Annotated in this window: 22 protein-coding genes and 1 pseudogene; 13 read left to right on the forward strand and 10 right to left on the reverse strand. The window is 37.7% G+C overall.

Features of this window, described 5'->3' with window-relative positions; translation table 11 throughout:
- Positions 1–69: 69 nt before the first annotated feature.
- A pseudogene (locus tag ACHJH3_RS10065) lies at positions 70–156 on the forward strand (hypothetical protein); the annotation flags it as partial.
- Between the two features lie 15 nt (positions 157–171).
- Here ACHJH3_RS10065 and ACHJH3_RS10070 read toward each other — a convergent pair.
- From ACHJH3_RS10070 to ACHJH3_RS10080, 3 genes are read right to left on the reverse strand one after another with little or no spacing between them, the layout of a single operon-like run.
- Positions 172–1,521, reverse strand: a complete 1,350-nt coding sequence (locus ACHJH3_RS10070; protein WP_407064689.1) for a TolC family protein — start codon at positions 1,519–1,521, stop codon at positions 172–174.
- Position 1,522: 1 nt separating this feature from the next.
- Positions 1,523–3,457: a MacB family efflux pump subunit gene (locus tag ACHJH3_RS10075; protein ID WP_407064690.1), complete on the reverse strand. Its 1,935-nt coding sequence runs from the start codon at positions 3,455–3,457 to the stop codon at positions 1,523–1,525.
- Between the two features lie 2 nt (positions 3,458–3,459).
- Positions 3,460–4,659, reverse strand: a complete 1,200-nt coding sequence (locus ACHJH3_RS10080; protein WP_407064691.1) for an efflux RND transporter periplasmic adaptor subunit — start codon at positions 4,657–4,659, stop codon at positions 3,460–3,462.
- A 183-nt stretch (positions 4,660–4,842) separates the two neighbouring features.
- Between ACHJH3_RS10080 and ACHJH3_RS10085 the strand changes: the two genes are divergently transcribed.
- From ACHJH3_RS10085 to ACHJH3_RS10105, 5 genes are all read left to right on the forward strand, one after another.
- Entirely contained in the window at positions 4,843–5,757 is a 915-nt protein-coding gene (locus ACHJH3_RS10085) for an AEC family transporter (RefSeq protein ID WP_407064692.1), read from the forward strand.
- 68 nt (positions 5,758–5,825) lie between these two features.
- Complete coding sequence (locus ACHJH3_RS10090; protein ID WP_407064693.1) at positions 5,826–6,878, forward strand: hypothetical protein; 1,053 nt, start codon at positions 5,826–5,828, stop codon at positions 6,876–6,878.
- 130 nt (positions 6,879–7,008) lie between these two features.
- Positions 7,009–7,302, forward strand: a complete 294-nt coding sequence (locus ACHJH3_RS10095; protein WP_407064694.1) for a hypothetical protein — start codon at positions 7,009–7,011, stop codon at positions 7,300–7,302.
- Positions 7,302–7,964 carry a response regulator transcription factor gene (locus tag ACHJH3_RS10100; RefSeq protein ID WP_170019923.1) on the forward strand — a complete coding sequence of 221 codons (663 nt, stop codon included), beginning with the start codon at positions 7,302–7,304 and terminating at the stop codon, positions 7,962–7,964. The genes ACHJH3_RS10095 and ACHJH3_RS10100 overlap by 1 nt, the downstream gene beginning before the upstream one ends.
- The gene (locus tag ACHJH3_RS10105) at positions 7,957–9,123 is read left to right on the forward strand and encodes a sensor histidine kinase (protein WP_407064695.1); all 1,167 of its coding nucleotides are present in this window, start codon (positions 7,957–7,959) and stop codon (positions 9,121–9,123) included. Before ACHJH3_RS10100 ends, ACHJH3_RS10105 begins: the two co-directional genes overlap by 8 nt.
- On the opposite strand, the gene ACHJH3_RS10110 is transcribed toward ACHJH3_RS10105, so the two are convergent.
- The 7 genes from ACHJH3_RS10110 to ACHJH3_RS10140 all read right to left on the reverse strand — a co-directional run bounded on the left by ACHJH3_RS10110 (position 9,120) and on the right by ACHJH3_RS10140 (position 17,190).
- Positions 9,120–9,734, reverse strand: a complete 615-nt coding sequence (locus ACHJH3_RS10110; protein ID WP_407064696.1) for a tetratricopeptide repeat protein — start codon at positions 9,732–9,734, stop codon at positions 9,120–9,122. The genes ACHJH3_RS10105 and ACHJH3_RS10110 overlap by 4 nt on opposite strands.
- 9 nt (positions 9,735–9,743) lie before the next feature.
- A complete protein-coding gene (locus ACHJH3_RS10115) occupies positions 9,744–12,764 on the reverse strand; it encodes an efflux RND transporter permease subunit (RefSeq protein WP_407064697.1) in 3,021 nt (1,006 codons plus the stop codon).
- A complete protein-coding gene (locus ACHJH3_RS10120; protein ID WP_407064698.1) occupies positions 12,765–13,508 on the reverse strand; it encodes an efflux RND transporter periplasmic adaptor subunit in 744 nt (247 codons plus the stop codon).
- On the reverse strand, positions 13,505–14,788 hold the full coding sequence (locus tag ACHJH3_RS10125) for a TolC family protein (protein WP_407064699.1): 1,284 nt from the start codon (positions 14,786–14,788) through the stop codon (positions 13,505–13,507). Before ACHJH3_RS10125 ends, ACHJH3_RS10120 begins: the two co-directional genes overlap by 4 nt.
- Positions 14,789–14,896: 108 nt before the next feature.
- Positions 14,897–15,631, reverse strand: coding sequence for a flagellar type III secretion system pore protein FliP (gene fliP, locus ACHJH3_RS10130; protein ID WP_173031150.1), 735 nt, complete (start codon positions 15,629–15,631; stop codon positions 14,897–14,899).
- 9 nt (positions 15,632–15,640) lie between these two features.
- Entirely contained in the window at positions 15,641–16,417 is a 777-nt protein-coding gene (locus ACHJH3_RS10135; RefSeq protein ID WP_173031151.1) for an OmpA/MotB family protein, read from the reverse strand.
- Positions 16,418–16,425: 8 nt separating this feature from the next.
- Positions 16,426–17,190 carry a motility protein A gene (locus ACHJH3_RS10140; protein WP_169942818.1) on the reverse strand — a complete coding sequence of 255 codons (765 nt, stop codon included), beginning with the start codon at positions 17,188–17,190 and terminating at the stop codon, positions 16,426–16,428.
- 208 nt (positions 17,191–17,398) lie between these two features.
- Here ACHJH3_RS10140 and glmU point away from each other — a divergent pair, with 208 nt between their 5' ends.
- Genes glmU through truA form a run of 7 tightly spaced genes read left to right on the forward strand, consistent with a single transcriptional unit; the run spans position 17,399 to position 23,889 of the window.
- The gene (gene glmU, locus ACHJH3_RS10145; protein WP_407064700.1) at positions 17,399–18,706 is read left to right on the forward strand and encodes a bifunctional UDP-N-acetylglucosamine diphosphorylase/glucosamine-1-phosphate N-acetyltransferase GlmU; all 1,308 of its coding nucleotides are present in this window, start codon (positions 17,399–17,401) and stop codon (positions 18,704–18,706) included.
- Positions 18,693–19,868, forward strand: coding sequence for a bifunctional phosphopantothenoylcysteine decarboxylase/phosphopantothenate--cysteine ligase CoaBC (coaBC, locus tag ACHJH3_RS10150; protein WP_407064701.1), 1,176 nt, complete (start codon positions 18,693–18,695; stop codon positions 19,866–19,868). The genes glmU and coaBC overlap by 14 nt, the downstream gene beginning before the upstream one ends.
- On the forward strand, positions 19,865–20,548 hold the full coding sequence (locus ACHJH3_RS10155) for a hypothetical protein (protein WP_407064702.1): 684 nt from the start codon (positions 19,865–19,867) through the stop codon (positions 20,546–20,548). Before coaBC ends, ACHJH3_RS10155 begins: the two co-directional genes overlap by 4 nt.
- A gap of 1 nt (position 20,549) precedes the next feature.
- Entirely contained in the window at positions 20,550–21,221 is a 672-nt protein-coding gene (gene uppS, locus ACHJH3_RS10160; protein WP_407064703.1) for a polyprenyl diphosphate synthase, read from the forward strand.
- On the forward strand, positions 21,218–22,015 hold the full coding sequence (locus ACHJH3_RS10165; RefSeq protein WP_407064704.1) for a prepilin peptidase: 798 nt from the start codon (positions 21,218–21,220) through the stop codon (positions 22,013–22,015). The genes uppS and ACHJH3_RS10165 overlap by 4 nt, the downstream gene beginning before the upstream one ends.
- Positions 22,008–23,033, forward strand: coding sequence for an LptF/LptG family permease (locus ACHJH3_RS10170; RefSeq protein WP_407064705.1), 1,026 nt, complete (start codon positions 22,008–22,010; stop codon positions 23,031–23,033). The genes ACHJH3_RS10165 and ACHJH3_RS10170 overlap by 8 nt, the downstream gene beginning before the upstream one ends.
- A gap of 1 nt (position 23,034) precedes the next feature.
- Complete coding sequence (gene truA / locus ACHJH3_RS10175) at positions 23,035–23,889, forward strand: tRNA pseudouridine(38-40) synthase TruA (RefSeq protein WP_407064706.1); 855 nt, start codon at positions 23,035–23,037, stop codon at positions 23,887–23,889.
- Positions 23,890–23,928 lie beyond the last annotated feature (39 nt).

A 23,928-nucleotide genomic window follows, 5' to 3' on the forward strand; every position in this document is an offset into this window, starting at 1 on the left:
GTAACAGCTGAAGTTGATAGTATGGCTAAAGATATAGCAGATGATGTGAAGAGGAAGAGGTTTTAGTTAATGATCGTTTTTGGGCCTGTAAGCTCTAGACGTTTTGGCACTTCCCTTGGGATTGATCTGTCTCCTAAAGGGAAGTGTTGTAATTTCGTGGGATTAAATTTACTATTGTAGCTTAACCCTGCCCGCCATCGCCTTGTATATATTTATCTCGTCTTGTAAAATTTTATATCGCTGCAAGATGAGGTTAGAACGTGCATCAAGTTCGTTGTTTCTAGCTTGCAGGTAGTCTTTCAGCTCGCCCTTGCCTGCATCAAATTTAAGCTTATAAATTTCGCTTATCTCTTTAAAATTTACGCTTTGCTTTTCATAATTTATTAAAAGAGCGCTATCGCTTTTTAAATTTTTATAAGCCGTATCAAGCTCATTAAGCGCTTTTATCAAAGTTTCAAAGTAGTTTATCTTGGCTAGCTCAAAATTCGCTTCTGAAATTTTTAAATTATTTTGAAGGCGAGAGTAGTTTAAAAACGGCAAATTAAGGCTTAAATTTCCACCAAAAAATTTAAGCGAAAAAGCTTCATTTACCTGATCGCCGCTTCCGCTTAGACTTGCTCCTATATTTACACTTGGATAAAAGCTCTTTTGACTCACCTTGACGTTTAATAAATTCTCCTCTATGCGAGCGATAGCCGCTTTTAAATCGGGGCGATTTGCTATAGCGTAAAGCGGCACGTCCAGATTTACTCCTAGAAATTTTATATCATCAAATGAAAACGAAGCGAATTTAAACTCAAATTCAGGTCCTTCTGCAAGCAGGATTCTTAAAGTCTGCTTCGCTAAATTTAGATTTTTTTGCGCAGTTAAAATCATATTTTGAGCGTTTAAAAGCGAGCTTTGAATCTGCTTTAAAGATAGCTCTTCACCTTTGCCAAGCTCAAATTTAGCCTTTGTTATCGCTTCAAGCTCAATATAATTTTTAAGTGCCGCTTTATAAAACTCAAGACTTTCATTTAGATAAGCTATCTCAAAATAGCTATCCACGACGCTATTTATGAGTGCAAGCCTAGTAGCCTCGGCATCAAATTTAGTGGCATTAAGCTCCCAAAAAGCAGCGTCACGAGAATTTGCAAGCTTTTGCCATAAATCTATTTCATAATTTAGCGAAATACCGCTTTTATAACTCTTGCTTAAACTTCCACCTTCTAAATTTTTGCTTATATCGGACGTGAAATTTGCATTAAAATTCGGGATTAAATTTGCGCTTACAATCCCTGCTTGAGCTAAGGCTTTATTTATATTTATCGCAGCTTTTAGCAAATTTGTATTGTTTTTTAAGGCAAGCCTTACAAGCTCGTTTAGCTCAGCTCTTTCATATCCCTTCCACCACTCTTGCTCAAACTCAAAATTTAGGCTTAAATTTTCATCCAAGATAAGCTTGCTATAATCCTCATTTATGCTTTTTACCGCACACCCGCTTAAAAAAACTGCAAAAATAAATACCAAAATTTTTTTCATCTTATTCCCTTGAAAGCGCTTCGATAGGATTTAGCTTTGAAGCGCTTCTTGCGGGCATATAGCCAAATACTATACCGATAAAACTTGAGGTAAGAAGTGCTACGATAATCGAAGAGTTTGAAAATATCATCATAAATTCGTCCGCAAATTTATTAAACGCATAGCCTATCCCAAAAGCAAGCATTACGCCTATTACTCCGCCAAGCACGCATAAAAGCACAGCTTCTATCAAAAACTGCTGCAAGATATTGCTTTGGCGTGCGCCTATAGCCATTCTTATACCTATCTCCTTGGTGCGTTCGGTTACCGAAACCAGCATTATGTTCATCACCCCTATACCTCCTACTACAAGCGAAATAAACGCGATACAAGAGATAAGAAGCGTCATTGTCTTAGTGGTTTCTTCAACGGTCTTTTTTATGGTGTCTGAATTTCTGGTAAAAAAGTCTTTTTTGCCGTGCTTAAGGGTTAAAATTTCAGTTAAGCTACGCTCGGCTATTTGCGCATTTACCTCATCTTTTACCTTTACGGTGATAGAGTTTATATGACGATCGCCGGTTAGTTTATTGATAACAGCCGTATAGGTAGAATACGTCCTTAGCGTGCTTGAATCGCTCATATTGTTATTATGCTGTAAAACTCCGATGATACGAAACGGGCGCTTGTTAAACAAAATCGTCTCGCCAAGAGGGTCGGTGTTTTGAAAAAATTCGTTTTTGGTGTTTTGATCTATGACGATAACGGAGGCTGAGTCCCTAACCTCCTCTTCGGTAAAGCTTCTGCCGCTTTCAAGCTTGTGTCCAAGCACGTCAAGGCTCTGCGCTCCTCCGCCTCTAACGCTTGCGGTGGCGGATTTGTTCATATAAGTAAGAGTTCCGTTGGCCGTAGCGTTTGGGGTAACGCTATCAAGATAATCTTGATGAGATAGCGTTAAAGCATCAGATATCGTTAGAGTCTTTATCCTGCCCGAGCGCAGATCGCCAAATCCCTTACCGGGATAGATATCTATAGTATTTGTTCCGATACCGCGAATTCCCGAGAGAATTTGCTGCTGCGAACCCTGCCCCAGCGCAACTACGCAGATAACCGAAGCTATGCCGATAATGATGCCAAGCATGGTTAAAAGCGAGCGAAGCTTATGGCTAAATATCGCGTTTATAGACATCTTAAAGCTCTCTATGAACTGATCTTTGTAAAAGCTTATTATGTTTTTTTGCTTCGGTTTTATAAATTTAGAAGGGAAAATTTCATCGCTCTTTATGCTATCTTTTAAAATTTCGCCGTCTTTTATCTCTATAACGCGGTTTGCGTAAGCTGCGATATTTGGATCGTGAGTTACGATGATGATAGTATGACCTTCTTTGTGCAAATTTGTTAAAATTTCCATCACCATTAGCCCGCTTGCACTATCAAGTGCTCCTGTAGGCTCATCGGCTAAGATAATCTCGCCGCCGTTTATAAGCGCTCTTGCTATACTTACGCGCTGCTGCTGTCCGCCGCTTAGTTTATTAGGCAAAGACTCAAGCTTATCGCCAAGCCCTAGATCGCTTAAAATTTCAGTCGCTTTTTGTTCTCTTTGCTCTTTACTCACGCCTGCATAAACGCTTGGCAAAGATACGTTTGCCAGCGAAGTTAAAGTGCTTAAAAGATTATATCTTTGAAAAATAAAGCCGAATTTATTGCGCCTTAGTTTAGCCAAAGCGTCCGAGTTAAATTTTGATATATCCGCGCCGTCTAGCAGATATTCTCCGCTTGTGGGATTATCAAGACAGCCAAGGATATTCATCAGTGTAGATTTACCTGAGCCTGATTGCCCGATGATAGCTATAAATTCGCCCTTTTTTATGCTTAAATTTATATCTTTAAGAGCGTCTAAGCTAGTTTCACCGAGTATAAATTTTTTGCTTAAATTTTTAAGCTCTATAAGCGCGCTCAATATCAAATCCTAGGTCTTCTGCGAGAGCTTTCATACATCAGCATATCGTTTATCTCAGCCGCCGAGCTTCTTGAGGTGATGACTTTTTCACCTTCGCTAACGCCGTTTATGATCTGTGATTTAAGATTGTCCGTTAGTCCTACGACGACTTCTCTTTTTTCTACCGAATTATCGCCTTTTAGCACGCTTACGTAGTTTTTGCCGCCCTCTTTTTTTATGGCGATACTAGGTATTATGATCGCGTCTTTTACGTTTGCCAGAGTGATTACGTTTTGAGTGGTCATTCCTATGCGTAAAATTTCATCTTTGTTGTCAATCACGGCATTTGCATAATAATAAATCGCCGAAGAGCTTGAGCTTGAATTAGCAGAAGTTGATGTCTGACTGTATTTGCCGTTACTTAGAGTGGTAAGCCCTGGATCAATAGAGCTAATTTGAGTTTGAAATTTCTTATTTGGCTCTGAAAGGATCGAATACTCGACCTTTGATCCTACCTTTATCTTAGTGATATCACCTTCAGCTATCTCCATTTTTAGCTTTAGCTTGGTTAAATCAGCTATATTTACGATAGTAGGCGTTGTCTGGTTTGAATTTACCGTTTGTCCTTCTTCAACCTGAACCGATACGATAGTGCCCTCTTTTGGTGCAACTATCTTAGTGTATCCAAGATCGATTTGAGCGGTATTTAAAGAAATTTTAGTCTGAGTTATTTGAGCCTCTATCTCTTTTATATTTGCTTTTGTAACGGCAAGAGAATTTTTGGCATTTTCAAATTCTTCTTTTGAAGTAGCGTTTTTACTAAAAAGCTCTTTTTCACGCTTAAATTTACTCTCGGTGATCTCAAGAGCTACTTTTGCGCTATTTAATTTCGCCTCATAAATTCCAAGCTGAGCTTTTTTGGTATCTACATTATTTTGCTGGGTTGCAGAGTCTATTTCAGCTATCATATCGCCCGCTTTTACCCTATCACCAAGCTTTACATATAGCTTTTTTATCTGTCCTGAAACCTGCGCGCCCACATCAATAAGCTCGTTTGCATAAATTTCGCCGTTGCTATCAATGCTTTTAGTAAGATCTCCTCTAACCGCCACAGATGTTATAAACTCATCTTTTTTCTCTTCTTTGAAGTATTTTTCGTATACAAAATATCCACAAGCAGCTATTATAGCGGCGATAATTACAAATTTTATAAAATTTTTCATGTATTTACTTTTGTTTTTAAATTTAAACCAAATATTATATTAAATTTTTGCGAATAATATGCTAAATCCATATCTTTAAACCAAGGTATAGTATTAGCTTTGGTTATTTTTTTGAGATAAATTTTATCTATCTTTAATAACCATTGGCATATAATTTCGGCTTTCATTTTAAAATTTTGGGTTTTGATTATGTTCACGCCGCTTTTGTCTATTTTTATTTTGATAGCCTCAGGATATTTTGCAAAAAAAGTTAAAATTTTCGAGCAAAAGCAAGCGAGTATTTTTATAGATTACGCACTATGTTTTGCTCTGCCTGCATTGATATTTGATAAAATTTATCACGTAAGTATAGATAAAACTCTCATAAACATAATCCTAACAGGCTTTTTATCCTCGTTTGTGGCCGCTTTTATCGTGTTTTTTATCTGCAAGGTGTTTAAATTTAGCCAAGCTACAGCCATTAGCGCTTTATTGCTGGCGATGTTTGGTAATACCATCTTTATCGGTATGCCTATCATAACGGGCTTTTTTGGAGAAGATGCTCTGAATGAAGTTATATTTTACGATCAGTTCGCCACATCCATACCCATATCAATACTTGGTCCATTCATACTATCTTTTGGAGCCCCCACAAAGGTCTCTTTGGTTCAAAACACGATAAAAGTGCTTAAATTTCCGCCATTTATCGCACTTATCGCAGGACTTGTTTTTAGAGGTATCGAGCTTCCTTCAGTTATCTTTACCGCGCTTAATCTTTTTAGCCAAAGCGTAGTTCCGGTTGCCCTTTTTGCTATAGGTATCGGACTTGGATTTAGAAGCATAAGAAGCTCATATAAAGCCACTTTAATCGTAATCGCAGGCAAAATGCTAGTAGCTCCTCTTATATTTATCCTTATAGCTTTAATATTTAGCGTTGAATTTAGCCCTAAATGGCTCATAGGAATTCTTCAGTGTGCCATGCCGCCGATGGTTTTAGCAAGCGCGATGATAATGAAAGCAAATTTAGACAGTCAGCTTGCAGTTTCAGCCGTAGCCACAGGCGTTGCATTTAGCTTTATCAGTCTTCCTTTGGTATATTTTATCTGCGGATTTTTGTAAGAAATTTAATATAAATAATTCTTAAATTTTGCCGATTTATCATAAACGCCTAACAACAAAGGAGTATTATGATAAGCGGTATAAATAGTTTTAGCGCGAATTTAAATTTCAGCCTTAAAGACAATCAACCAAAAGCTTTGCAAAAAGACGGCAATCCCGAGAATTTTAATAACCAAATAAATCATAATACAAATTTAAAGATCGATTACGATAAAGTAGATCCCGATGATCTTTCTCCAAGCGAGCTTGAAAACTGGGCAAACGCAGTGGATCCTAAAAAGTTATCAAAAAAACATCTTAATAAATTGCTAGCCGTAAAAATGGGCTTTACTAAACCGCAAAAAGAACTTAGTGTTTTTTACTCTAAAGAAAATATGCAAAAAGCTTTTGCTTTAAGCGGTTATACTGCAGAAGGCAAGATAAGTATCTGGGGCAAATTAAGCGGATTTGATCAATCAATGAGCAAGGAAGAAGTTGAAAATTTAAAAAAATTCGTAAATAGTACCAAAGTGCTGGGTATAGATATGTTTCGTAACTACGGAAACGATGCAGTAAGCGTGGATGCGCTTAACAACAATATCATAGGCAAGGAAAGCAAAAGATCTTTTGGATTAGGAATAGTTAAAAATTTAGGCGGTCTTTTAGAAGATGAGTCCTTGCAGATTTTAGATTCTGATATGGATATAGAGGAATTTAAAAGCAGATGGCTTGATTATGCGATAAGAAAGAGGGCTGAAATTGAGATAAACGGCGGTATCAGCGAAATTAAAGATATGAGACCTGATAAAGAGAGGCTTTATCTAGCCAAAAAAGATGGCGACTTAAGAACTTACATAATGGAGACAAAAAAGCATAAATACACTCTCAATATAGCTATTTCAAGCAGTGATAGCGTGGAGAAAATTTCTCAAGCGCTAGAGAGCGTAAAAGAGCTTATACAAAAAGAAGAAAAGAGCGAATTTAAGCCAATCAAAGCTACAAGCAAGAGCAAAACTTATAAAGACGAAATAAACAAGGAATTCTTTCTAAAATTTTTAAAAGCCGAACAAGAAAAAGGCAACGATATAACAAAAATTCTAGAAGAGCTTAGAAAGATAAGCAAACTGGATATGAAAATTTAAAACAAATTTGACTATTTGATCGTGACTTATAGGCTTTTATAATTAAGATTTGATGGCACAAAATCAAAATTAACACTCGCTTTATACTTCTTGGTTAAGATTTCAGCATATTTTATCACAAGGAGACAAAATGAAAAAGTTAGTTTTAGTTGCGCTTGGCGCTATGTTTATTGTTGGTGGTGCTATGGCGGCAGATATGAAAAAAGATGATATGATGTCTAAAGATATGCCGATGGTAAAAGAGATGAAAGATGATATGAAAATGCACAAAGACGAGATGAAAGGCGACATGAAAAAAGATATGTCTGATAAAAAAGATGATATGATGATGAAAAAAGATGAAATGATGATGAAAAAAGATGAAATGATGATGAAAAAAGATGAAATGAAAAAAGAGATGAAAAAACCTGAAGGCATAATGTAATGACAAGAATTTTGCTCGTAGAAGATGATGAAATTTTAAGCGAAATGATAACGGAATATCTAAGCGAGAGAGATTATAAGATAACCGCTTGCGTAGATGCTAAAACCGCTCTTGATCTAGCCTATGAGCAAAAATTCGATATCTTGATACTTGACGTTAAAATTCCTAAAGGCGATGGATTTTCGCTTCTATCGTCTTTAAGGAAGGCTGACGTAGATACTCCTGCTATATTTACGACCTCCCTAAATACAATAGAAGATCTTGAGGTGGGCTATAAAAGCGGTTGCGATGACTACCTTAAAAAACCCTATGAGCTTAAAGAGTTGCTTTTGCGTATCAAAAATTTACTTAGGCGAAATTTCTCTCATACAAACGATGACTTTATCGAAATTGCCGACGGGTTTAGATTTCACATAGACAGCAAAACAGTTCAAAAAGACGGCGAAAACGTAAATATCTCAAACAAAGAGAGCGAGCTTTTAGCGCTATTTTTACAAAACAAAAACAAGCTTCTTACAAAAGAGGTTATATATGATAAAATTTGGGGCTATGACGAAGAGCCAAGCGAGCAAAGTTTGCGCGTATATATAAGGACTTTACGCCAAATTTTAGGCAAGGACAGCATCATAAATAAACGAGGTGACGGCTACATCTATGTCTGAAAAAACCAAGATAATATCTAAAATTTTATCCCTCTATCTAATCACCAGCGCGCTATTTTTAAGCTATTTTTCAATAAACGATTACAAAATGGCAAAAGAGGCGCTTATCTCAAACGAAGTAAAAAATCTCAAAGAGATAAAAATGGGAATTTACATGAAAGCCAGCATGAACGGCATAAATTCCGCAGCTGCACTCATGCAAGAAAAGCAAGTAAGCGCGTGTATCGTTTCAAAAGAAGGCAAGATAATCTATCAAGACACTGAGTGTCTGCAAGATACCAAAAAAAACGTAGCGTTTTTAAAAGAGGGTAAAGTAGTTATATATGAAGCGCTTCAAAGCATGGAAAGCAATGCCACTGGAGAGCTCTCAACGGCAAATATATTACTTGAAGGAAGGGATATAAGAAGCGATTTAAATATCTTAAAGCTTAAAATTTTAGGAAATTTACTTCTGATACTTACAATTATCATGGTTATAGCCTACTACTTGGCAAAGCTTTCTTTGGAGCCGCTTCATGCCAAGATAAATGCGCTAAATCGCTTCATAAAAGACTCAACGCACGAGATAAACACGCCCCTTAGCATAATAATGATGAGTATAGAAACAACCGATAAAAGCACGCTTAGCAGCAAAAATTTAAAGCGACTCAATAACATCGAACTGGCAGCCAGAAGCCTAAGCAATATCTACGAAGATCTTACATATCTATCCTTTAGCAAAAGCGACGCAAGCAAAAAAGAGCAGATAAATTTAAAAAATCTATTTAACGAACGGCTTGAATATTTCGCTCCGTTTTTTGCCAAACGCTCAATCATCCCGCAAATAAATTTAAGCGAAGCGAGTATAAATGCAAACCTCTATGAGGTAAGAAGAATGATAGATAACCTCATCAGTAACGCTATAAAATATTCAAATGTAGGCGGATTTGTAAGCATAATTTTAAGCAAAAATGAATTTGCCATCACAAATAGCGGCGAAGGTATCAGCAAAGAGCAACAAAAGAAAATTTACGATCGCTACACACGCTTTAACAACGACCAAGGCGGATTTGGTATAGGACTGAATTTGGTAAAAAGAGTTTGCGAAAGCAACGATTTAAGCATAATTTGCGAAAGCGAGATCGGTCAAAACACGACTTTTAAAGTAAGCTGGAGCTAAAATTTATCCTCAAGCAAGGAGAAATTTTTACATCCTACCTCATCGCCAAGCTCGCAACCCATCTTATAATACTTCCTAGCCACATCTCTACTGCCGCCCTCAACCCCTAAAGAGAACTGATGCATACCGCCTAAATTCGTACAGCTCTTTGAGTGCTTAAGATCTATGCAGGCTTTTTCATACAGCTTTATGGCTCGCACGAAATTATGCCCCGTCTCGGTGCCTAGTCTATATGAATTGCCCGCGTTATAACAGCCGTATTTGCTATTTAGTTTGCAAGCTTTTAAAAACAGCCCTACAACTTCGCTACCTTCTTCATGTCCGTCAAATCTCTGATAAAGCGAACCTAGGTTTGAACAAGCTACTCCAAGCTCGCTTTTACAGGCTATTTTGTAACAAATTTCTGCACTTTTAAGATCGTCTGCAAGCTCAAATTCAACGCCCATATCATTGCATTCGCTTGATGTTTTATCCTTACATATATACTCTTGCTTGACTTCGGTTTTGCTTGAATTGCTATGCAAATTTTGATTTTTAGCCTGGTTTAAAGAGGCGCATCCGCTAAATAAAACCGCGATAAAAACAAGCCGATAAAAACTCTTAAAGCTCATTTTGCGTCCTTAAATTTCATCTCTTTTATAAATTTTACCGATAAACTTATCTACCTTATATGTTATGCCAAATAGCGCAGGTACCAAAAACAGCGTAAGGATCGTAGAGCTAATGAGCCCTGAGATGATAGATATCGCCATAGGCGAGTTGCCCTCATAGCCCGCTCCTCTTGAAAGAGCAAGCGGAAGCATGGCAAATATCATCGCAAAGGTTGTCATCAGTATCGCTCTTAACCGCTTTGAGCCCGCCTTTATGACGGCTTCATTTACATGCATGCCCTCGTTTGCGTATCTGTTTGCAAAATCCACAACCAAAATGGCGTTTTTGCCGACCATTCCAAATAGCAAAATCGCTCCGACCATCACAAAAAGGCTGAACGAATTTCCGCTTAGATAAAGCCCCACGGCAACTCCGCCAAATGCAAGCGGCATAGATATCATGATGATAAAAGGCATGATAAGGCTCTCATAAAGTGCGGCTAGTATCATGTATATGAGAATTACACTAAGGCTAATGGTGAATATAAACGCCTCGTTCGTATCATTCATTAGCTCTATAAAGCCCGTCATGCGGTAATCATATCCTTTAGGCAGTATGCTTGGGATTTGCTCATCGACAACTTTTTGCACGTTATCAAGCGGGATGTTATCCACATTTGCTACGATTAAAATTTGACGCTGTTTGTTAAATCGCATAATCGATGAAAAGGTCTTAGTAAGCTTAAAATTTGCGACCGAATTTAGCGCGACACTCTCGCCGCTTGCACTTCTTATACGCAGCTTTTCAAGTGAAGTTATATCCTTTCTATGCTCGTCATCAAACCTAAGCATTATGTCGTATTGGTCATTGCCGTCATCAAAAGAGCCGAGGAAATTTTGCCCAAAAGAGCCGTAAACCACCCTTGTGATATCATATTCGCTTATGCCAAGACGCTTAGCTTTTTCTTTATTTACCGAAATTTCAAGCTGATTTATCCTATCTTCGTTGTCGCTGCTTATATCGACAACTCCGCTAACGCTCTCTAAAATTTTCCTAGCCTGAGATAAAATTTCATCAAGTTTTTCTAGGCTATCGCCTGTGATAACTAGCTGCACAGGCTCGTTTGCTCCGCCTGCATCAACCATAGGAAGGGCTGAAATTTTGATATTCAAATCATCGATCTTGAGCTTCTTTCTATACTCTTCCATGATCTGAGACTGTCTATCTTTGCGCTCTTTTATGTCTTTTAATTTAGCGTAAATTTTAGCCTTAAAAGCATCCTTGGCGTCGGTATATCCTACGAGCATATAGGCATAATCCACACGTGAGTCTTTATTTAGCTCATCAAGCACGACCGAGGACTTTTCACTCATAGCAACAAGTGAAATTCCAGGCTGGGCTTTAATGAAAATTTCAAATTCGCCATTATCTTCAATAGGCATAAAATCCATGCCGACTTTCATGGCAAGGCTCATACAAAGCGCAAGCAAGGCAAGGCTTAAAACAACAAATAGAGTTTTAAATTTTAAAATAATCGCCAAAAGCCACGCATAGCCGTTTTCAAGAGCGACGAAAAAAGGCTCCGTAAAATGAAAAAATTTGCCCTCTTGCGCATTTAAAAACCTAGCCCCAAGGCTTGGTATAAGCATAATGGATACAAAAAACGACACCACGATACCACCCGCTACGCTCATGGCAAAGGAGTTAAAGTATCTGCCCACAATGCCTTCCATGAACGCAATAGGCACAAATACGCAAAGCAAAACGGCACTTATAGAAAGCACGCTAAATGTTATCTCGCCCACTCCCGCAAAACTTGCTTTTAGCGGGTTTGTCTCGCCCTCTTGCATCTTTTTTGAGATATTTTCTATAACAACTATCGCGTCATCGATAAAAATTCCGATCCCAAGCGTAAGTGCTATCAAAGTGAGGCGATTTAGATCAAATCCAAGCATATCAATAATAAAAAACGTCCCAATAATGCTCGTAGGTATGGAAAGTGCCGAGATAACGGTAGAGCTAAAATTCCTAAGAAAGAAAAATACTATAAAGATGGTTAAAACAACCCCAAGCACCATATCAAATCCAACCTGCCTGATGTGCTTTGTGATGTTTTCACTGTTATCAAAGGCGATTTTTAGCTCATACTCGCTGCCCACGATCTGCCTTAGCTCATCTATCTTAGCTTTTACGTTTTCTATCGTAGCTAGCGCATTTACTCCGCTTATCTTTAAAAGCTCAAGCATCACGCCTTGCTTGCCGTTCATCACGGCGATGCTATCGGTATCTTTTTTATCAAGCTCTATACGCGCGACATCTTTTAAAAATATCCCGCTTGCAAGCCTAAGCTCTTTAAGCTCATCTATACTGCTTGCATCAAAATTGCTCTTTAAAAAGAGTTCGGAATTTTCGTTTTCAAGCTTGCCCAAAGGGGCTTTTAAGTTTTGAGTCTTGATCAAATTTGCGACATCGTTTGAATTCAAACCGAATTTATCAAGCTTAAAAGGATCAAGGTAAATTTTCACCTGAGGCTGCAAAAATCCCGTATCATCAACCTTGCCTATCCCGTCAATGCGCTGCAAAAATGGCTTTACCTTCTCATCTACAAGTTTCATAAGAGCGACTTCATCGCCACTATTTGAGCTTATAAATATGTTTAAAATTCTATCGCCCGTTCCTTTGATCTTTTCTATCTCGCTTCTACCTTCAACGCCCGCTTTACTAACCTTATCTCGCACATCATCGGCAGCTACGTTGATATCTTTTTCAAGGTCAAACTGTATAAGCACCACACTTAGATTGTTGTAGCTGTATGAGTGAATTTTATCTATGCCGTCAATAGTAGAGATCTCATCTTCTATCTTTTTAGTGACTTTTGACTCGATTAAATTCATATCTCCACCCGAGTAAGTAGTGATTTTAATGAGCGGAATTTCAATTTCAGGAAAGAGATTTACGGGCATTCTTTGTAGCGACATGACGCCAAAAACGACAAGCGACATAAATATCATCAGCGTGGTTATGGGTCTATTTATGGCAAATCTATACATCTATTTCACCGTTATATATCCCTCGCCAAAAAGCCCCGGCATAAGACCTTGCGCATAAACTTCAGCGTAAATTTTACGTGTTTTCGTATCTACTTTAGGATGAATTAAGGCTATAGCGCCTACCATTTCTTCGTTTGAGCCGTCAAGCTTATACCTAAACTCGCTTCCTACTTTTACTACATCTTTAAATTTCTCATCATAGCTGATCACAAGCTTAACTTCAGGATATGAAAATATACCAATGAGCCTTTGAGCCACTCCGCCTACACCTTCGCCTACTTCGATGCTCTTTTTGGATATTGTGCCGTCAAAAGGCGCTTTAAGAAGTTTGTTTTCAAGCATTTCGTTTGCGTTTTTGATAGCGATTTTTGCCTTTTGCACCGCTAAACTAGCTCGCTTAAACTCAAATTCCGCATCCTCGTAAGCCTGAGTAGAAGTTACGCTTTTTACTTTTTTAAAGCGTTCCAATATGTCTTTAGCGTGCTTAAGAGCCAAATTTGCAAGTTCTAAATCATTTTTAGCCGCTTCAAGCGCTATTTTTTCACTCTCGTTTTCAAGCTCAACTAAGACATCGCCCTTTTTTACCATATCAGAAACATCTACATTTACCTTTTTAACTATACCAAAGCTCTTTATGGCAAGCTCTGCGCTGTGTTTAGCCACTACGTCAAAATTTGCATAAATTTGCTCTTGCGCAGATAGTATCAGGCAAAGAGTGGTTAAAATTCCTAAAATTCTATTCATCGCTCTACTACTCGCTTTAAAATTTCCTCGCCGTTTTCATACAAAAACTCGGCCTTTTTTATCTCGTATTCATCCTTGCTCAGCTCAAGCCCGCTTTGGGCTTCAAATTTAGCCGTTAACGCCTGCAAAAACTCCACATATCCGCTAAGTCCCGCTTCATATTTTTTAAAAACCGCTTCATAAGAGCTATTAGCGGCCTTTAGTGCCAGCTCATGGGCGTTAATTTTTTCTTTTAAGATATTTAATTCGTTTTTTAAATTTTGCAAATTTATCCTATTTTCAAGCCTCTTTTGCTCCAAATTCAAAGCGGCTTGATTTGACGCTATTTGTTTGATCTGCTTCTCTTTGCTGGTTGCTTCAAAATCAAAAATTTTCCAAGAAAAACCAAGGGTTATCTCGTTTGTCCTGTGTCTTTTCTTAAAAATCGTATCAAGATACGGCGTTATAGCCTGAAACCTAGGATCAAGCGAAGAGAAGTCGTTATCAAAGTCATTTCGGTAGACGGAGTAAGTGTCTTTAATGAAAATTTGAGGAAGCGTAGCTGAGCCTGCGATCTTTATATCCTCACGGCTTGCCTTAAATTCTTCTTCAAGGACTTTAAGAGCCGTTTTGTTTGAACCCTGCGCCAAATTTGGCTCATCTATCCTAGAGCCGCTTGAAGGGGTTAAAATTGCATTTGTAAGCAGATTTATCTTGCTGCTTATCTCATCTTGCTTTTGCTTATAGCTTAGCGCCTCAACCTTTGCAGCGTGAAATTTAGCTTTGATCGCTTCAAACTCATCAATCGCCGCAAGTCCGGCGGAGTAAAATTTCTCAAGCCTATCAAGGGCGTTTTTAAGATAGTTTATCTGAGCCTCTTTTGCTTTTATGATCTCATTTAGCGCAATAAAGTTAAAGTAAAGCCTGCAAATATCAAGAGCAAGAGAGTTTTTAAAATCCTCGTTTTTTAAAATTTCACTTCCGTGCAGATGCTTAAGCGCGGCTAAGCTCGCCTCTCTTTTGCCTCCGTCATATAACAAAAACTCGATACTTGCTAAAATTTGTAAGCTTTGCTTTGGAGTTAGTATGCTAGGATCTAGCAAATGATAATTGTATCCGCCTTTTAAGTTTAAATTTGGCATATAAGAGCTACGAACGCTTTCATGCTTGAGCTGTGATTTTTGAGGTTGCATGCTTGAAATTTGAGCTAAATTTGAGCTGTGAGCTAAATTTATGATCTCGCTTAGACTACTTGCGCTTAGACTTAAACCAAGAGCAAGCGCTAGATAAGCCTTTTTCATTCTAAACCCATAAGGCTTAGTAGATGTCTGCTAAAAAGATAAAATAGATTAAATTCATACTTAAATGCCATCTTTGCCATCCTTTATTCAAATTTTAGTACTAAATATCTAATGAAAACTCCGCACCAAATTCATAACAAGCAGATTCCAGCCATCTACAAGCACGAAGATAAGCAGCTTAAAAGGTAGAGAAATCATAGTAGGAGGAAGCATCATCATACCCATACTCATAAGCACGGAGCTTACAACCATATCTATAACCAAAAACGGCAGATATATCAAAAACGCTATCTCAAAAGCGGTCTTTAGCTCGCTTATCATAAATGCGCTCATAGTTATAGTTAGCGGAATTTCTTCGATATTTTGCGGATTTGGCAAATTTCTTATGCGGAAAAACAGAGCCAAATCCTTTTCTCTGGTATTTTTTATCATAAATTCTTTAAACGGCTTAACTCCCTCTTCAAACGCAACCTGATAGCTTATCTTCTCATCCAGATAGGGCTTAACGGCTACGTCATAAGACTGCTTAACCACAGGCTCCATGATAAAAAACGTAAGAACCATGGCAAGCGAGATAAGCACGGTAGATGGCGGCATCTGCTGAGTTCCCATGGCTTGGCGTAAAAATGAAAACACAATAATAAGACGCAAAAAGCTTGTCATCATAAAAACAAGCGAAGGTGCAAGGGTTAGTATGGTTAAGACGATTAATACATTTAGCGAGGTTACGAGTTGTTGTGGCGTATCGGGTGCCGTTAGGGTTAAATTTACGGTCGGGATAGTTAAGTTGTCATCCGCAAAAACAGCTAAAGCAAAAAATAGCAAAAATAGAAGTTTTTTCACTTACACTTCCTACTTGCCCTGCATATCAAGTATGCTTTGTTGCGTTTTTGCCCTGTCTCCTTTATCTTGCGAGATGAAGTGAATTTCTACGCGACGATTTTTCTCCCTGCCCTGCTCGGTGGAATTTGAAGCAAAGGGCTCAAATTCGGCCTTTGCCGAAGCCATAAGCTTTTTAGGGCTTACGCCGTCTTTGATAAGCTCATCTACGACGCTTATGGCACGGGCTGAAGAGAGCTCCCAGTTGTTTTTGTATATACTATCGCTATTTGGAAGCTCGTTATCCGTGTGTCCTACTACGTTTGCTACAATATCGCCCGGAAGCTTATCTATAACCATAGCGATACGCTTTAAAAACAAAATAGCATCATCATTGCTCAAAACCGCACTTCCCTTACTAAAGAGCAAGCTTGCAGGAAGTCTTATGATAAAGCCGCTTTCACTCTCATCAAGCGTAACTTCAGGCGAGCCGCTAGCGTGCAAGAGCTCATTTATGGATTTTACGGTCTGGTCGAAATTTAGCTGAACATCGGTTCGTTCTTTATTTCTTGTGGCGTGAGAGTCTTGATTTTGTTCAGGGCTTACATCAGGCTTAGCACCTCCTTCAAGCACGCTTAAAGCCCCCGCGAGCGATCCTACCGCCGCTTCAAGCTTTTTGGCATCCATCGTACTCATTGATAATAAAAGCACGAAAAAACAGAGCAAAAGAGACATCAAATCCCCAAAAGCCGCAAGCCAACTTGGCAGACATTTAGGACAATCGGCGGGATCGATTAATTTCTTAGCCATTTTTAGCCTTAGTTAAACTGACTTACTCGCTCTTTAGGCGGCAAGAAAGAAAGAAGCTTCATCTCAAGCGTACGAGGATTATCGCCCGCTTGGATAGCCATAATACCTTCAATTATAATCGTTTTTGCAAGACTTTCATCTTTATCTCGGATACCTAAGATATTTGCAACGGGCGCTCCAAGGATATTTCCTATCATCGCTCCGTAAAGTGTGGTGATGAGGGCTACTGCCATAGAAGGACCGATAGCGGAAGGATCGGACATATTTAAAAGCATGGCGACAAGTCCGATGAGAGTTCCTATCATACCCATCGAGCCTGCAAAACCTGCGATCTGATCAAAAATTTTGATATTATCGGTGTGTCTTGAGCTGGTTTGCTCCATATCTATTTCAAGCAAAGCTCTTATATCGTCAGGCTCATTTCCGTCAACCGCCATAGATAGACCCTTCTTAAGAAATTCGTCAGTTTCGTTATTTGCGTCCGTTTCAAGAGCCAAAATCCCGTCCCTACGAGCTTTTGTGGAGTATTCAACCATCTTTTTAACTATCTCTTGAAGATTGAATGTCCTAGGCTTTACGGCGATTCCATAAAAAGTAAAGAGCTTTTTCATCTGCTCCATCTTAAAGCCGACCATCAAGCATCCGATAGTTCCGCCAAAAACGATCATCACGGAAGGAATGTCGATATAAGGTCCGATACCAACGCCGATAGCCATCGCACCAAACAGCAAAACCATAATCAAAATCCAACCGACAACGGTTCCTAAATCCATCTCAGACTCTCTTTAAAGCTTAAATTTTAAAATTTTCTTATTATTGTAGTTATTTTTACTTGAAAAGCAGTTAAATTTTGATTAACTTATAAAAATTTACGATGGTTACTTTAATAGAATTAGATAAAAAATCAGTTATCATAATAGTTAATCAACTATTTAGCAAGCGTAAGATAAAATTTAGCAAATTTTAATTCAAGGAAAAAATATGAGCGACATCGGCGTAGTCATACTTGCCGCAGGACTTGGCACAAGAATGAAATCGACAAAACCAAAGGTGATTTTTGAGCTTTGCGGCGAACCGATGATAATACATATTTTAAAAAAAGCTTACGAGATAAGCAATGATGTTAGCGTTGTTTTAAGCTATCAAAAAGAGCTGGTTGAAGCTAAAATCAAAGAAATTTTTCCTAAAACCAAAATTTACGAGCAGGATTTAAAACTTTTCCCGGGTACCGCAGGCGCACTTAAAAACGTAAATTTAAATAGCGAAAAAACAATAATCCTATGTGGTGATATGCCGCTAATTAAAACAAATGATATCATTAGACTAAACGCGGCTAGTGCCGATATAGCAGTAAGCGTGTTTGAAGCCAAAGATCCGCACGGATATGGTCGCGTCATCGTAAATAACTGCATGGTTGAAGCGATAGTAGAGCAAAAAGACGCAAGCGAAACGCAAAGGATGATAAAAAACGTAAATGCGGGATGCTATGCCTTTAAAACCGAAGTTTTAAAGCAAATTTTACCGCTTATAAAAAATCAAAACGCACAAAACGAATACTACTTAACCGATGCCGTTAAAATAGCAAACGAACTGAATTTCAAATGCTCGGCAGTAACGGTAGATGAGCAAAATTTCATGGGAATAAACGACAAATTTCAGCTAAGCGTAGCCGAAAGAATAATGCAAGAGGAAATCAAACAAAACTGGATGCGACAGGGCGTATTGATGCGTCTGGCAGACTCTATTTATATAGATAGTAGAGCGAAATTTGAAGGAGAATGCGAACTGCAAGAAAACGTAAGTATAATCGGTCCATGCGAGATAAAAGACTCGGTCATCAAAAGCTCAAGTGTAGTAGAAGATAGCATAATAGAAAGCTCAAGCATAGGACCTCTTGGTAGAATTCGCCCAAAAAGCGTTATCAAAAACTCTCACATAGGAAATTTCGTAGAGGTAAAAGCCTCAAATCTAAACGGCGTAAAAGCGGGTCACCTAAGCTATCTTGGGGATGCGCAGATAGATGAAGGCACAAACGTAGGATGCGGAACTATCACTTGCAACTACGACGGAAAATCAAAACACAAAACAATAATCGGCAAAAACGTCTTTATAGGCTCAGACACTCAGCTCATAGCTCCCGTAACGATAGGAGATGACGTGCTCATAGCCGCAGGAAGCACAGTCACCTCAGACGTACCAAGCGGCTCGCTTGCGATAAGCAGGAGTAAACAAGTAAACAAAAGCGGATTTTTCTATAAATTTTTCGGTGAAAAAGATGCTCAAAAATAAAAAAATCCTACTTGCGGTCTGTGGAAGTATCGCATTTTATAAGGCTTACGAAATTTTATCTATACTTAAAAAAGAAGGCGCTGATGTATATGTTATGCTTAGCGATGGAGCTTTGAAATTTTGCTCCGCACTTGGATTTGAAGCGCTTAGCGAACATCAAATTTTAACAAGTGAGAGCGAAAACTGGCAAGCGGGGCTTAACCATATAGCTTATGCTAAAATGGATCTCATCTTAATAGCTCCGGCCTCGGTAAATACGATAAACAAGCTTGCAAACGGCATTTGCGATAATGTATTTATGCAAACTCTCATCGCATCTACCGCACCGATCTTAATAGCTCCAGCGGCAAACGATAAGATGATTAATCATTTTTCAACTCAAAAAAGCTTTGAGTTTTTAAGACAAAGCGGCGTTAAATTTATAGATCCTGTCTATAAAATGCTGGCTTGTAAAGATATGGGAAAAGGCGCTTTAGCCGATAATCAAACTATAATTTACGAGGTTAAAAAGGCTCTTAGCAAGGCTAAATTTAGCGGTCAAAAAGTCGTTATATCAGGCGGGGCCACAAGCGAAAATATAGATGAAGCAAGAACCATAACAAACCTATCAAGCGGAAAGATGGCAAGAGCTTTGGCTGATGCGTTTTACTACGTAGGTGCGGATGTAACGCTGATTGCAAGCTTTGAATGCGAAAATACGCCTTATAAAACGCTTCAATTTAAAAGCTCAAACGAGCTAAAAAATACTCTTGAAGATGAGCTAAAAGATGCAAATTTGCTTGTTATGGCAGCAGCGGTGAGTGATTACATACCCCAGATATCTGCAAAGGGAAAGCTTAAAAAAGAGAATCTAGGTGAAATTTGGCAGCTAAATTTAAAACAAAATATCGATATATTAGCCTCCTTAGACAAATTTAAAAATGTAAAAAAAATAGGCTTTAAAATGGAAACGGAGGCAAAAACCGCTGAAAGCAAAGCAAAACAGATGCTTTTAGATAAAAAGCTTGATGCGGTTTGCCTAAATTTGCTTGATCAAAACGTAAAATTCGGCTCAGATGTTAGCGAAGTAACTTTTATAACTAAAAAAAGCGAGCAAACAATACCGCTTGACAGCAAACAAAATATAGCTCTTAGTATCGTAAATTTGGCAAGCGAGCTATGATACAAACCATTTCTAAAATACAAAAAATAGCTAGCGGAAATCAAAGCGGAGTAGTTTTAAACGCATCTTTGCCTATAAGCATAAAAGTGCTTGAAAAAACGGGCTACAACCGCTACAACTTAAAATTTAAAAATAAAACACTCAGCACAAAAAGTATGAAACAGCTTAAAATAGGCAAGGAATACTGGGGCGAGATAGGCGCTGGAAGTGAAAATATCATAATACAAAATTTATACGAAAAACCAAATTTCAGCCCTTTGCACACTCTTGAAAACGGACTTGAGTTGTTGGAAAAAATAATAAATGAGCCTAATTTAAAATGGTTTTATGATTATATTTTTTTAAAACTAGCGGAAGAAAGCAACAAAGAAAAATTTGAAATTTATACAGATATGCTTTTTGCTCTTCAAAAAGATATCATTCATATTCCTTTTGCTTACGGAGAAAATTTAGGAATTTTTCAAATAAAAAAAGAGCTAAAAGCAAGTAGTGTTTATCTCGTTTTTGGAAATTTCGCTCCGCTAATTTTTGAATTTAAAAATTCTCAAATTTCATCAATAACCACGCCTTTTAATAAGGTAGCAAAACTTCTTAATGAAAAATTTGAGTGCGAGATACGACTAGGTAGCGTGAGTGAAATTTATACGCCAAATGGTAAAATAATTGATTTTAAGGGATAATTTGAACAAACTAAAGCATCTGGCGATCATAATGGACGGAAACGGAAGATGGGCGAAAAAACAAGGCTTCATGAGAACCAAAGGGCACGAAAGCGGCGCAAAGGTAGTTGAGGATGTTTGCGGGTTTTGCATTGAAAAAGAAATTGAAATTTTAAGCCTTTATGCCTTTAGCACAGAAAACTGGAAGCGACCTGAAAACGAGGTTAAATTTCTAATGGATCTGCTTTTAAAATTTCTTATTTCAAAGCGAGAAATTTTTATCAAACACGATATCAAATTTAAAGCCATAGGCGACATAAACGCTTTTAATGAGAGATTAAAAGAAGAGATAATAAACCTTGAAAACCTCACGCAAGAAAATAAAAAACTAAAGCTAAATTTAGCAATAAACTACGGTGCAAAAGATGAAATTTTAAGAGCTTTTAAGAGGCTAAACGAGCAGAATTTGGAGTTAAACGAAGCGAATTTAAACGCTTGTCTTGATGAGAGCGAAGCGATCGATCTGCTTGTGCGAACGGGAGGAGAGCAAAGACTTTCAAATTTCATGCTTTGGCAGGCAAGTTACGCAGAGCTTGCTTATACAGATACTTTCTGGCCTGATTTTACGAGTAGCGAGCTAGGTGATATAGTTGATAAGTTTAAAAATACAAAAAGAAGGTTTGGTGGATTATGATAGCGATATTTTATTTTATTTTAGGTGCAGCAATAGGCTCTTTTGGAAATGTTTTGATATACAGAATGCCGCTTGGACAGAGCATAAATTTCCCTGCATCGCACTGTCAAAGCTGCAAAACGCCACTTAAATTTTATCATAATGTGCCAATTTTATCTTGGCTCTTTTTGGGCGGTAAATGTGCATTTTGTAAAGAAAAAATTAGCTTTCAGTACCCTTTGGTGGAAATTTTAAGCGGAATTCTTATGATGCTTGCGTTTTTTCACGAAACATCAAATGCTCAAATTTCAGATATTGATTATATGCAGCTTATAAAAGCTCTTGTTATCGGTGTTTGTTTTATAATTTTACTTTGTCTTAGCGCCATTGATTTTAGATACAAAGCCGTTCCCGATCCGCTTCTTTTTACAAGTGTGGTCTTTGCCATTATGTATTCGCTAATGCCTACTTTGGGGTCATACAAAGGCTTTGAGTTTAACTTTGATGGAGTTATAAGCGCTGCTATTTTTATGTTTGCCTTTTGGCTGTTAAGATTTGTCGTAAGCCTTGCTATGAAACGCGAAGCTATGGGAAGTGCCGATATATTTATAGCCGGAGTTATGGGAGCGATTTTAGGTATCAAGCTTGGTTTAATGGCGATATATGTCGCAGCCATTTTAACTCTGCCTGCTTATATGGCGGTTAGAAAAAGAGGATATGAGCTACCTTTTGTGCCTTTTTTAAGCCTTGGGCTGCTTACGGTTTATGTTTTTAAAGCCAATTTTTTAGAGTTTTTAGAGTATTTGTATGGGTAGAGTAAGCAGGTATCTTTTTACGAATTTCATAAGCACTTTTGCTTCGCTATTTTCGACTCTATTTCTGATTATGTCGATTGTATTTTTTATACAGATTGCGCGCATAACTTCATATATAGAGATAACATTTTTTGAGCTATTTAAGCTATATTTGTTTATGTTGCCGCGGGTGCTTTTATTTACTATTCCTATAGCGTTTTTCGTATCTTTAGCAATGACGCTTTTTAGACTATCGAAAGAAAACGAAAGCATTGTTATATTTACCTTGGGGCACTCGCCAAATTTCATAGCTAGGTTTTTTATCATTTTAAGCGGTCTTGTTTCGGCGTTTTTACTTGTAGTTGCGATAATTTTGATACCTACTGCAGTTGAGCTAAACGAAAATTTTATAGAATACAAAAAAACCGTTGCCAAGCTTAATCTAAAAACAACTCAATTCGGACAAAGATTTTCAAACTGGATGGTCTATATACAAAGCGAAAAAATCGATGATAACGGCACGACATACGAGGGAGTTACTCTTTATTCTCCTCAAGCAGGAGCTCAAAGAGTGATCATAGCCGATAACGCAAAGATCATAAACAACGCTTCGAATTTAGAACTTCAGCTAAATAGCGGCAAAATTTACGATATCAAAGACGACGTATGGCATCAAGCGGACTTTAAATACATGAAGCTTCATACGTTTTCAAACGACAACATATCAAAAACACTCTCGTTTATAGAGTATTGGAAAGATATCAAAACCAACAAAAAAAGAGCCAAAGACTTTGCAACTTTTACTTTGATCGCCCTGTTTCCACTTGCGACTACTTTATTTGCCATAAGCTTTGGAGTGGTTACCTACAGATATGAAAAAGGCTTTATATATTTTGGAATTTTTGGTGTACTGTTTGTTTATTTTGCGCTTATCATGCTGCTCTCATCAAAGGCGATGATAGCGATACCATCGGTATTTTTGCTATTTTTAATAAGCTCTATTATATTTTATAAAAAGAAAATCGTTAAGAGATATTAGCTTGAAGATAAAACTAATATTTAGTTACGACGGGTCTAAATTTCAAGGCTCTCAAACCCAACCGCACGAAAACGGCGTAGAAGACATATTAAGCTTGGCTTTGACACATGTAGGAATTTTTGGCAAAATCATCTCAAGTTCAAGAACCGATAAAGATGTACATGCAAATAATCAAGTCGCATGCGTAGAGTGTGGCGAGCATTTTAAGGACTTTAAAAGGCTTGCAAATTTAATCAACCGTCACGCTCATCCGCATATTCACATAAAACAAATTTCAAAAGTAGATGAAATCTTTCATCCGCGTTATGACGCTAAATTTAGGCAGTATCGATACATTATTAACCATGGCGATTTTAGTCCATTTTTAAGTCAGTATCATACATTTTTACCAAAATTTGATCTAAAAAAAGCCAATGAGCTTCTTGCGCTCTTTATCGGAGAGCACGACTTTAGCGCATTTATGAAGCTTGGAAGCGAAGTAAAAAGCCCCGTGCGCAAAATAAAAAAAGCGTTTTGCTACCCTTATGGAGAAAAAACTATTATAGTTTTTAAAGCAAACGGATTTTTAAGGGCTCAGATTCGCCTTATGATAGCTAGCGTTTTCAAGGCTTTAGAGCTTGCTCAAATCGGCAAATTAAAGGAACTTAATACTAAAAACGAAAGTCAATTTACTAGATATAGTGAAAATTTGGGTGTTAGTGCAAATTTAAGCGATACTACAGATATAAATTCTATCCAAGATAAAAATTTCAAAAAAGCAAAAGAGCTTTTATACAAGGCGATTTACGACCAAAGAGCTATTACTCGTATGCCCGCACCGCCAAACGGGCTTTATTTAAATCGAGTTTTTTACTAACCGCTCAAAATCAATTAAAAAGCAAAGTTTTATCTAAAA

This window comes from Campylobacter canis, from assembly GCF_045504005.1.
GTDB lineage: Bacteria > Campylobacterota > Campylobacteria > Campylobacterales > Campylobacteraceae > Campylobacter_A > Campylobacter_A canis.